The organism is Xenorhabdus bakwenae (genome assembly GCF_030272115.1).
GTDB classification, from domain to species: domain Bacteria; phylum Pseudomonadota; class Gammaproteobacteria; order Enterobacterales; family Enterobacteriaceae; genus Xenorhabdus; species Xenorhabdus bakwenae.
Genome location: NZ_CP119194.1, coordinates 2,460,059 through 2,470,541, shown reverse-complemented (window position 1 = coordinate 2,470,541; position 10,483 = coordinate 2,460,059). Strand labels below are relative to the sequence as shown.

The following is a 10,483-nucleotide window of genomic DNA, read 5'->3' as shown; positions in this document are numbered from 1 at the left end:
GAGTATGTCATCAGTGATTACGACTGATTTTGAAAAATGGAAAGCCCAGCAGGTTGCTGTCGGGAAGTCGGTCATCTTAGACGAATTTGTCTTCGCCAATGTGCCAGGATTAGATCCGGCTCAGGCCATCCGCCGGGATGAAAAACTGCCCGCGGCAAATTACATCGTCCATCGTCAGGCGGTCAACAAAACCGGATTAGCCAGCGAGAACTCCGTGGCCTACAGCGTCACATTAGGCACAGAAGTCGGCGATTTTGAATTTAACTGGATTGGTCTTATCAACAAGGCTTCCGGTGTGATTGGGATGATCACCCATGCGCCGATCCAGAAGAAAATCAAAACGGCCAATGGATTACAGGGCAATGTGTTAACCCGTTCTTTTTTGCTGGAGTTTGACGGGGCCGCCAAAGAAACCGCCATCACGACCACCGCCGAAACCTGGCAGATTGATTTTACTGCCCGCTTGTCCGGTATCGACGAAATGCAGCGTTTGATCAATACCGACAGTTACGGCGAGGCGGCGTTCTTTGGTGATGGCTTTGCCGTGGTGCATCAGGGTGAACAATACCTTGTTAAAAAAGGGCTGGCTTATGTCGGCGGTTTGCGCGGGGTACTAGAGTTTGACCAGACGTTAAACAGCTTGCGCAATACCCGTGTGTATGCGGATTTTAGCTATCAGGGCAATCTGGTGAGCCAGTGGCAGACGGTGGTGAAGATTACGGTGGCTAATGAGCTGAAAAATTATCTGGATGCAGCCGGAAATCCGCATTATGTGTTTGCAGTGGCGCAGATTGATGGGGGTGGGGATATTGTTGATTTGCGTCCTACCGGATCATCGAATGATCGGGATATTGAAGCATTGAACGGTGAGCTTGGCAGAGTTAAACAGGATTATGCAACGAATGCGGCACTCAAGACGGTCAATGATAATGCCTACTCCAAAACAGGCGGTGTGGTTGACGGCTCCGTCTCTGCTGAGGGTGAAATCACCGGAAACAATATCGTCCGGGCCCGCAGTAATCTATCAACGGTCGAGATTAATGCGTCTGAGTCTAGTCCTAAATTGACTAGCCGTCAGGGTAATGGTGGCTGGAATAGCGCCTATATTCCACAAAAAAACGGAACCATCGCATTTTTGGACGATATCCCAGCACCTATAACACCCACTACAATTGCCCAATCCACAGGCCAATCGACAACCAGTATTATGAGTCAGCAGGCAACAACTCGGGTATTGGAGACGAAATTTAGCAAATCTGGCGGTAATATTGATGGTTTTGTTTCTGTTGCGGGTGAAATAACGGGAACCAATATTGTCCGCGCCCGCGGTAGTGTATCAGTGATTGAATTAAATGCGTCGTATCCCCAACCTCAGCTAACCAGTCGCACTGGAAATAACGCGTGGTTTAACGCCCGTATTCCGCAAAAAAACGGAACCATCGCATTTTTGGATGATATACCCGTGCCAACCCGTATCGCGCAGTCAACTGGCACGGCAACAGATGTGGTAATGAGCCAGAAATCGGTCACCGATGCCATTTCTGCTCACGGGGTCGGGTATGCCCAGTCGTGGGTTCATGTGACAACGAGCCGGGTGATTGGCGCCTGGTATGTCAATGACACAAACAGGCCCCTATTTGTTGTCATAGCGGTATCCCGCGACACTCGCGAGGGAACAGAGCAGTCAGCCGCGAATATTTCGTTTAAACAGGGCGGGGACGTTATACATATTCCCCTGGTTAGGGGGGCCAATAGTGGGGGCGCCCAGCGCGGGACAGGCAGTGCAATCATACCTGTCGGTGCTGCCTATTCAGTGACGACGGAATTTGATAATAAAATTACGAATTGGTGGGAGTTACGATAACAATGACAATGATGAAATATTTCAAATCACTGGATAATCAGGTATATGGATATACTGCCGACGGGTCGCAGGACGCGTGGATTAGACCAGATTTAATCCCAATTACTGAAGCTGAGGCCATAGCCATCGGCACGCCGCCGCCAACGCCGGAACAACTACAGCAGCGTGCGGCGTATGAGAAACGCGGCCTGTTGAGAACGGCAACCGAAAAAATTGCGATTTGGCAGGATGCTATTGACCTCGATATGGCGACCGATGCCGAAAAATCCGCATTAACCGCATGGCGCAAATATCGGGTGTTGCTCAATCGGGTGGATTGCTCTACCGCACCCGATATCCACTGGCCGGAGCAACCCGCATAATGCACTGGCAGCGTAAAATAATGCAACTGTCCCCGAATTTGTCGGGGATAACCGCCGCCATTGTGCCCATTCACCCCTTTGTCTACGGTATCGGGCAGCAGACCGACAGCGGCAGTTACTTAAGCCCGACCAACGCCATTGACACACTGGCGACTAAACTGACGGGCGCGGGCAATATCAATAGCCTGATACTGATGGTGTGCGCCAAAACCCATGCTGAATTTATGCAGCAGCTTGCGCAGTTTGCGGCGGTATTGCCGCTGCCGGTGTTTGCCCAGGTCAAACGGATGGCAAAAACAGCCGAAAGTCTGGCTATTACCAAGATGCAATTGCCGGGTAAGCCGGGCGGCGGGCTACCCTTGCCGCAGCCGCTGTCAACCGCAACCAGCCGCCAGGCCGTTAATGCACAGTTAATCGAACAGGCCAACGCGCAGGCCAGTGCAGGCAGCAGTGTTGCGGGGCTAAAATCACAATTAACCGCGTTTACGACCGCCCGTCAGTCCGCCTTTCAGCAAATGAGTGAGGCAATGAACGGGCTTAAGGGAAAATCCGCCGACGTCTGGGCGTTCTCCGGGAAAGGGGACGGCACACATCTGGCGGAGAAATTGCGCCAGAATATCCCTGAACCCGACGCTGTTTACACACTGGCAATCCTGTTTGCCGGAGACGATATCCGCCCATTAGAAAGGATGCTACATGAGCCAGATTATCACCCTCGCCCTTGATGGCGAAGCCATCCCGTTAAAAAGCCTTACTGTTACACCGTCCATGATGTTTCAGGACAGCGACCAAAGCGGCCAGTCATCCAGTACCGCCGTCGCCGAACAGGGTATTAAACCGAAAGAACTGCGCATCACCGGGATTATCCCCTTTACTGAGCAGAAAACCCTGTCCCGTCTGTTTGCCCTGGCGGAAGCCAAAGACGGCGGTAACCTGAAACGCTACCGGGTCGCCAACCTGACCGCACAGGCCATTAACTTTCGTATCAGCACCTTTACGGGCACGATTGATGCCAGCAAGGTAGACGGTAAACAGGCCTGGCAGGTCACTTTTACCTTAAGGGAACATCTGTCTGTGGCGGAAAAACGTGACGCCCGGGCAATGGGGCAGGTTGACGCGAAAAAACAAACGATGAAGCCGGGAGAATCGTTAGCAGACGGCGATGAAAAACTGAGTTGGTTTGAGCGCGAGTGGCTCAAGCCGTTAAATGATAGCTTGGGGCCAGCAAAAGAATGAGACCGGTTAACCGACTTTACCTGTCCGGTGATGAGATCCATTTGGTGGAGGCCAACCTTATGCTGGAACTTTCTGCCTGTGGCCGCGGCTTTATCACCGCAGAAACAACCACCGATTACACCGGAAAACTCGTCCGTCTGGATGTGGGCTATACGGATTTGGTACTGCGCTGGTTTACGGGTTATGTGGAACGTTCACAGCCTGCCCAGAACGGTTACCAACGTCTGTTTGTGCGTGAACTGGTTGGCGTGTTTGAGCGGGCGTGGCCATGCTCGTTTCAGCATCCCACCCTGCGCCAGATTGCGGACTGGTTGCAGGCGCACAGCGGGCTGACATTTACCTTACCGGATGCGCCTTATACTGATAAACCGATCCCACACTACACCCATAACGGCACAGGCTACCAGCTACTGGCAAATTTGGGGCAGGTCTTTGCTATTGAAGATTATATCTGGCATCAATTGCCGGATGGTTCGGTTTATCTGGGCAGTTGGGCGCATTCGATGTTTAAGGGCAAGCCCGTTGAGATCCCCAATGAATTTAGCCAGCAACAGTCTGCGGGCAATAGCATGACCATTCCGATGATCCAATCATTGCGGCCGGGTTTTGTGGTCAATCAGCAGCGACTCAGTAAGGTCAACCTGACCAATGAGAATATGACCATCACGTGGTTGCCCAAGGGGCAGCAGGAGAGCAAAACCCCCGCCCAGCGTCAGATTGATGCCGCTTACCCGGAATTATCGGCGGGCACGCACCTGCCCCAATTCGCCCGTATTGAGTCCCACACGGAAAACACGGCCAGTGGTGATATGGCTGACCCATTCAGGCCGCGTTATGCCGTGGATGTGCAATTGCTGGATGATAACGGCAAAGACGCCGCCGCCCCGGTTTACCGTGCCGTTCCGCTGCCCTTGCCAATGGCTGGCGGTGAATCGGGGATGTTCCAGTATCCGCCCATCGGCACGGTGGTTGAAATTGCGTTCGAGGGAGGCCGGCCGGACAAGCCCTTTATCCGCCAGACCTTGAGTCAGGGCAACACCCTGCCCGATATCCAGCCCGGTGAACAGTTGCAGCAGCAGCGGGCGGAAGTGTCGCAGCGGGTGACGCAGGCGGGCAGTTGGATTAGACAGACTGACCAGACCATTAATGAATCGTCTATGCACCGTGAAGTCAAGGCGGACACAGAAACGCGCACGCTGGTTACACGGGAAACCACGGTACAGGCCACGGATAAGACCACAGTGTTAGGCACGTCCACCTTACTGGCAGGCGCTGTCCAGCAAATTGCAGACGGGGATTACAGTCTGGCCACCTCAGCGAATTTTGTCGCCAGTGTGGGGAAAGAGGCCAATATTGACGTCGGACAGAAACTGATAGAGAAAATCGGCCTGCTTAAGCAAAGCATCGCGGGTGCTAAACAAGAGATTGTCGCCCCTGTGGTCTGGGTCGGTAGCCAGCAACTTAACGTGATGACCTTGATGTTAGAGACACTGGATGTGGTCAGGGAACTGGCCGAACTGACCGCCGCCCATACCCATCACAACACCGGCACCCCGGAGAACGCCAGCGCCATCAGGAACACAGCCTATAAATCGGACGGGCTGAAACAGAAGTATTCGCCGGTGATTGGGTGAGTGTTGTTTATCTTACAAATGTGTGGAGTTGCTATTTGGAGTGGTAAGAAGTAGAGTAGCGAAGTCTACGTTAAGAAATACACGAATCAATTCTCAAAGTGCGGTTAACGCTTTGAGAACGATGATAGGGTGTCAACAAAACATTCATCCGTTGGCTCCTAAACACCCTCTCATCAAAATAAAAATAGCGCCATCAACCTCACCACTTGATTGCCTGTTGATCAAGTAACCCTGCTCCGGCGGGGTTTTTGTTTTTCTATGGTAATAAAAAAATATTACAAATGTGTTGACGGGGTAATAAAAAAATATTACCATTTTACCATGTTAAACAGAATGGAGGATGAGTGAAGCAGAGTGAGTTCAGGCGGTGGCTTGAGTCTCAAGGGGTAATAATCAAGAATGGAAAGAATCACTTGATACTCTTCTATGGAGACGAAAGAAGTGCAATGCCAAGACATCCGAGTAAAGAGATTAACGAAAAATTAAGGCTGGCAATCCTTAAGCAGTTAAAACTCAAATAACTAACCAGCCCTTCGGGGCTGGTTCTTGGGCTAACTCGACTCACTACTATGATTATGCGATATCCAGTCAATATCGAAGAAGACGGAACGAACCTGTTTGTCTCGTTCCCTGATATACCCGAAGCGTTGACTTGTGGCGATGATTTGGCAGATGCGAAAGCGATGGCCTATGATGCGTTGCTCACTGCGTTTTCTATGTATTTTGATGATGAAAGTAAGGAAATTCCGTTACCAAGCGATACGGTAACAGAGCACTATATTGATATTCCGGCGAGTGTTGCGGCTAAAATTCTTTTGCTTAATGCTATGGTAAGGTCAGGTGTTAGCCGTTCGGAACTGGGGCGCCGTGTTGGCATTCAAAAGCAGAACGTCAAGCAACTGCTGGATGTGTATCACGCGACAAAAATTGACACGGTGGAAAAGGCCTTATCAAGTTTAGGCTATGAATTAATACTCACTGCGGCTTAACTCAGCTTAGGTGATAGCTTGCATTTTTGAACGAACTCAATACCTCCAGCCACAGGCTACTCTTCGCGGAGTGGCCTTTTTTAGGCTCTTATAAAACGCAATCAGACGCACGCTAGGCCATTCACTTACTAACATAGTGACCATCGTGGCTAATTTGGATCAGCGTCTTTGCGTTGCGCCCATGCTGCACAATCCCCACTAAATAAACGTAAACCCCACGTAAAACGGACTACACCGCACCCGCCTGCACGTTTTGGATCAAAAAGTTTTTTCAGTTTTAAAATCCTACAAATGATATCGCCAGACCGCGCCAGCACGGGCGGCGTGGGAAAAATTCCGAACTGAAAGGATTGAAAAGATTTTCAGGAAATTTCAGTTTTTGGATCGCGGCATGGATCGCGGGGAAAAGTCAAGGTAATGATATTAAAGGATAAATTCTATTTTACGTGAGAATATTGGATCACAAAGCAAAGCCGCGCCATTTAAAGAGTTCAGGATTTATGCGGCTTTGTGAGAGAAGATGAACTGAAATTTATTGCTTCGGTGAATTATCTTCGCTTGCGTCTGCGCTTCTAACAGCCTGAGCTGTTTCGATAATTTTTATCGCCTCTTCTGCTGACAATCCTTTTAAATCGACAAGCGTTTTATCTTTGGTGACTTCAATTCTGATATTCCGTTTTTGAGCAAACATTTTTCATTATCCTTAATGGTTGAGGTGATATTTGAATTAAGCAGTAATGAATTATGTTAGAGGCAACGGAGTAAGGCAAGCTAAAGATATTTCGGGGATCAGTATAGCCCGTAGCTAAAAATCTCTATCGCCATTTTGTCGCCACTGAATTTCAGAAACAAAAAAGCCACTTGCTTAGAAGTGGCTTAACTTGCTGATATTACAGCTAAAATCTGGTGGCCCCTGCTGGACTTGAACCAGCGACCAAGCGATTATGAGTCGCCTGCTCTAACCACTGAGCTAAGGGGCCGTTGAACTGGAGGGATTATACGGTACAGTTTGGTGCTAGGTCTAGTCCCCAAAATTCATATGCGCATTTTATAGACAATAATCAGTATCTTTTAACGTATTTCAGTCTATTGGCAGTAATCTGGCTGTTTTTTAGTGATGTTGGTTGTTTTTATAATAAATATTTCTGATTATTTGTTGGTCTCTGACCATAATCTGGTCAAGAAAATCTTGTTAGTCCAGTTTTGTGTTTTTCATTGATTTTCCATCATTCTTATATCCTTATTTTTTATAAAAATTTTTGGTAAATAAATATGAAAAAAGATCGGCTATCGGCTGCTGTTTGGGACCATCACCAAATAGAAGATTATTTTTTTTCGTCTATCAGCCAAATGTCCCAGCATATCAGTGAAAGTGTTTGGATGCCGGAAAAAATTTGCAACATTATACCTTGTATATTGATGAGCTGCCGGTCTGCTCTTTAACTCTATCGAGATTAAATAATTTTGTCCGTCTTGATGACATTAGTACTGTGATGGAAAAGCAGAGAAGAGGGTATGCTTTTGCCTTGATCAATCATGTACTGAATAAAGCCAAACAAGATAGTGCAACTGCATGCTATTTGGATGCCTCTCGCGATGGTAATGGATTGTACCGGCGGATTGGGTTTAAGCCGTTGTTTGAATACCAGGGACTTAGCCGAAAATAAAATCAAAACCACCCGCATAGCGGGTGGTTTGCTCTCGCCCTATAAGGGCATGTTACCGACTGCGCCAAAATGACGCCGCTTTCTCTTTGTTCAAGCTAAATGTCATTGTCTCTTTGGCTTACCCCTTAAAGGGGTCCTCATACTCACGTGCACTCAATTTATCCTGTATGAAATCTTGCTTTTCCTGCTCTCGGATATACTTACGGATCGTGGCTTCATTGAGTCCTACTGTACTCACATAATATCCTTCTGACCAAAACTTCCTGTTGCCAAATTTGTATTTTAGATTCGCGTGCTTATCAAATATCATCAGTGAACTTTTACCTTTCAAATATCCCATGAAACTCGATACACTGATTTTCGGCGGGATACTCACCAACATATGCACATGATCTGGCATCAAATGTCCTTCTATTATTTCTACCCCTTTGTACTTACAAAGGTTTTTTAAAATCTCACCTATACTTGAACGTAAACTTGCAAAAATAACTTTACGTCTGTATTTCGGCGAAAAGACGATATGGTATTTGCAGAGCCACTTTGTGTGGGCCAAGCTTTGTGCTTTAATTCCCATAAACACCTTTCCTTCTTAGTTACGCATATTAGCTTGAACATCTATATCGTAACGGAAAGGTGTTTTTCTTGGTATAACCCCCTGATCTCCACCCGCATAGCGGGTGGTTTTATGTTTAAGAAGCATAGGGCTTCTTAAACTGGCTAAAGCCCTAAATAAAAAAGCGTCTGTCGAAACAGACGCTTTTCAGATTTATCACTAAATCCGTTGGTTAGTCATCAAGGAAGCTGCGCAGTACTTCGGAACGGCTCGGATGGCGCAGTTTACGTAGTGCTTTTGCTTCGATCTGACGAATACGTTCGCGGGTTACATCAAATTGTTTACCCACTTCTTCCAAGGTATGGTCAGTGTTCATATCGATACCAAAACGCATACGCAGAACTTTCGCCTCACGTGCTGTCAGACCGGCCAGCACATCGTGAGTTGCCGCGCGCAGGCTTTCTGACGTTGCTGAGTCCAGCGGCAGTTCCAGAGTCGTATCCTCGATAAAATCGCCCAGATGTGAATCTTCATCATCACCCACAGGGGTTTCCATGGAGATTGGCTCTTTGGCAATTTTCAGGACTTTGCGGATCTTGTCTTCAGGCATCATCATACGCTCGGCCAGCTCTTCCGGTGAAGGCTCACGACCCATTTCCTGCAACATCTGGCGGGAGATACGATTGAGTTTGTTGATAGTCTCAATCATATGTACCGGGATACGGATGGTACGTGCCTGATCCGCGATAGAACGTGTGATCGCCTGACGGATCCACCAGGTCGCGTAAGTTGAGAATTTGTAACCACGACGGTATTCAAATTTATCAACCGCTTTCATCAAACCGATATTACCTTCCTGGATCAAATCGAGGAATTGCAGGCCACGGTTGGTATATTTCTTCGCAATCGAAATAACCAGACGCAGGTTGGCCTCAACCATCTCTTTTTTCGCACGGCGGGCTTTCGCTTCACCGATTGACATGCGACGGTTGATGTCTTTGACCTGTTCAATGGTCAGGCCGGTCTCTTCTTCAATCTGGCGTAACTTTTGCAGGCTACGCATAACTTCTTCTTCAACTTCCAGCAACTTGTCAGACCATGGCTTGTTCATTGCTTTTGCAGCGGTGAACCATGTATCCGTGGTTTCATTGCTAGAGAACAGCGTAATGAAGTTTTTCTTCGGCATTTTGCACTGTTCAACACACATCTTCATGATCTGGCGCTCTTGAAGACGCACGCGATCCATCATGGAACGCATATTATTGACCAGATGATCAAATTGCTTTGGTACCAGGCGGAACTGTTTAAATACTTCAGATAAAGTTAATATTTCTGCTGCGGAATTAGGATGACTACGACCGTATGTTTTAATCGCCTGACGAGTTAGTTCGTGTTGTTCACGCAGTTCCGAAAATTTCTGGCGAGCGAGTTCTGGATCGATGCTGTTATCCTCTTCGCTGTCAGCATCATCATCACTGTCTTCATCTTCATCTTCATCATCGTTGTCAAGTTCTTCCTGGGGAAGTTCTGAGCCAACGTGAGTGGCGGTTGGGGCAAGATCTTCTTCTGCATTCGGATCAACGAAACCGGTGATCAAATCGGACAGACGACTCTCGCCGGATTCAACACGGTCGTATTGTTCTAACAGATAAGTAATTGCTTCAGGGTATTCAGCAACGGAGCACTGTACTTGGTTGATGCCATCTTCAATGCGCTTTGCAATGTCAATTTCACCTTCGCGAGTCAAGAGTTCAACCGTACCCATTTCGCGCATGTACATGCGAACCGGATCGGTGGTACGACCGATTTCTGACTCAACACTAGATAGCACTTGCGCAGCCGCTTCCACTGCGTCTTCATCTGTGTCGTTTGTGTTTTCTGCCAACATGAGATCATCGGCATCAGGTGCTTCTTCCATTACCTGGATGCCCATGTCATTGATCATTTGGATGATATCTTCTATCTGATCAGAATCGACGATATCTTCCGGCAGATGGTCATTGACCTCAGCATAGGTCAAATAGCCTTGCTCCTTACCTCGGGTGACAAGTAGCTTTAGCTGTGACTGCGGGTTTTGCTCCATAAGACGGTATCCACACTTCAGAGTATTGGTTGGTGTCGGTCGGCGAAACAAATATGCCAACAATAATATTTAGGGGCGTTTTCATTGCATTGCCG

General features: G+C 48.0%; 11 protein-coding genes and 1 tRNA gene. 8 read left to right on the top strand and 4 right to left on the bottom strand.

Annotated features, from left to right (window positions below; translation table 11 throughout):
• Positions 1-4 precede the first annotated feature (4 nt).
• The 7 genes from PXH59_RS12420 to PXH59_RS12390 all read left to right on the top strand — a co-directional run bounded on the left by PXH59_RS12420 (position 5) and on the right by PXH59_RS12390 (position 6,085).
• Entirely contained in the window at positions 5-1,864 is a 1,860-nt protein-coding gene (locus tag PXH59_RS12420) for a phage tail-collar fiber domain-containing protein (protein ID WP_285808621.1), read from the top strand.
• A gap of 2 nt (positions 1,865-1,866) precedes the next feature.
• On the top strand, positions 1,867-2,226 hold the full coding sequence (locus PXH59_RS12415; protein ID WP_285808619.1) for a tail fiber assembly protein: 360 nt from the start codon (positions 1,867-1,869) through the stop codon (positions 2,224-2,226).
• Positions 2,145-2,951 (top strand): hypothetical protein, encoded by an 807-nt coding sequence (locus PXH59_RS12410; protein WP_285808617.1) that lies wholly within the window; start codon positions 2,145-2,147, stop codon positions 2,949-2,951. The genes PXH59_RS12415 and PXH59_RS12410 overlap by 82 nt, the downstream gene beginning before the upstream one ends.
• Positions 2,923-3,462 (top strand): baseplate complex protein, encoded by a 540-nt coding sequence (locus tag PXH59_RS12405; protein ID WP_285808614.1) that lies wholly within the window; start codon positions 2,923-2,925, stop codon positions 3,460-3,462. The genes PXH59_RS12410 and PXH59_RS12405 overlap by 29 nt, the downstream gene beginning before the upstream one ends.
• Positions 3,459-5,096: a type VI secretion system Vgr family protein gene (locus PXH59_RS12400; RefSeq protein ID WP_285808613.1), complete on the top strand. Its 1,638-nt coding sequence runs from the start codon at positions 3,459-3,461 to the stop codon at positions 5,094-5,096. The genes PXH59_RS12405 and PXH59_RS12400 overlap by 4 nt, the downstream gene beginning before the upstream one ends.
• Positions 5,097-5,440: 344 nt before the next feature.
• The gene (locus tag PXH59_RS12395; protein WP_285808611.1) at positions 5,441-5,617 is read left to right on the top strand and encodes a type II toxin-antitoxin system HicA family toxin; all 177 of its coding nucleotides are present in this window, start codon (positions 5,441-5,443) and stop codon (positions 5,615-5,617) included.
• Between the two features lie 48 nt (positions 5,618-5,665).
• On the top strand, positions 5,666-6,085 hold the full coding sequence (locus tag PXH59_RS12390; protein WP_352232070.1) for a type II toxin-antitoxin system HicB family antitoxin: 420 nt from the start codon (positions 5,666-5,668) through the stop codon (positions 6,083-6,085).
• Between the two features lie 532 nt (positions 6,086-6,617).
• Here PXH59_RS12390 and PXH59_RS12385 read toward each other — a convergent pair.
• Positions 6,618-6,776 carry a hypothetical protein gene (locus PXH59_RS12385; RefSeq protein ID WP_285808609.1) on the bottom strand — a complete coding sequence of 53 codons (159 nt, stop codon included), beginning with the start codon at positions 6,774-6,776 and terminating at the stop codon, positions 6,618-6,620.
• Positions 6,777-6,989: 213 nt separating this feature from the next.
• Positions 6,990-7,065: transfer RNA gene (locus PXH59_RS12380), tRNA-Ile, on the bottom strand.
• Positions 7,066-7,479: 414 nt separating this feature from the next.
• On the opposite strand from PXH59_RS12380, the gene PXH59_RS12375 reads away from it, so the two are divergent.
• On the top strand, positions 7,480-7,752 hold the full coding sequence (locus tag PXH59_RS12375; RefSeq protein WP_285808607.1) for a GNAT family N-acetyltransferase: 273 nt from the start codon (positions 7,480-7,482) through the stop codon (positions 7,750-7,752).
• Between the two features lie 118 nt (positions 7,753-7,870).
• Here the strand turns inward: PXH59_RS12375 and tnpA are convergent, their stop codons facing one another.
• On the bottom strand, positions 7,871-8,326 hold the full coding sequence (gene tnpA, locus PXH59_RS12370) for an IS200/IS605 family transposase (RefSeq protein ID WP_047767579.1): 456 nt from the start codon (positions 8,324-8,326) through the stop codon (positions 7,871-7,873).
• Positions 8,327-8,537: 211 nt separating this feature from the next.
• Positions 8,538-10,388 carry an RNA polymerase sigma factor RpoD gene (gene rpoD, locus PXH59_RS12365; RefSeq protein WP_047766642.1) on the bottom strand — a complete coding sequence of 617 codons (1,851 nt, stop codon included), beginning with the start codon at positions 10,386-10,388 and terminating at the stop codon, positions 8,538-8,540.
• Between the last annotated feature and the right edge of the window lie 95 nt (positions 10,389-10,483).

Excerpts from the sequence above, each read along its gene's own strand:
- PXH59_RS12420 (WP_285808621.1), top strand. The coding sequence starts at position 5 with ATGTCATCAGTGATTACGACTGATTTTGAAAAATGGAAAGCCCAGCAG.
- PXH59_RS12415 (WP_285808619.1), top strand. The coding sequence starts at position 1,867 with ATGACAATGATGAAATATTTCAAATCACTGGATAATCAGGTATATGGA.
- PXH59_RS12410 (WP_285808617.1), top strand. The coding sequence starts at position 2,145 with ATGGCGCAAATATCGGGTGTTGCTCAATCGGGTGGATTGCTCTACCGC.
- PXH59_RS12405 (WP_285808614.1), top strand. The coding sequence starts at position 2,923 with ATGAGCCAGATTATCACCCTCGCCCTTGATGGCGAAGCCATCCCGTTA.
- PXH59_RS12400 (WP_285808613.1), top strand. The coding sequence starts at position 3,459 with ATGAGACCGGTTAACCGACTTTACCTGTCCGGTGATGAGATCCATTTG.
- PXH59_RS12390 (WP_352232070.1), top strand. The coding sequence starts at position 5,666 with ATGATTATGCGATATCCAGTCAATATCGAAGAAGACGGAACGAACCTG.
- PXH59_RS12385 (WP_285808609.1), bottom strand. The coding sequence starts at position 6,776 with ATGTTTGCTCAAAAACGGAATATCAGAATTGAAGTCACCAAAGATAAA.
- tnpA (WP_047767579.1), bottom strand. The coding sequence starts at position 8,326 with ATGGGAATTAAAGCACAAAGCTTGGCCCACACAAAGTGGCTCTGCAAA.
- rpoD (WP_047766642.1), bottom strand. The coding sequence starts at position 10,388 with ATGGAGCAAAACCCGCAGTCACAGCTAAAGCTACTTGTCACCCGAGGT.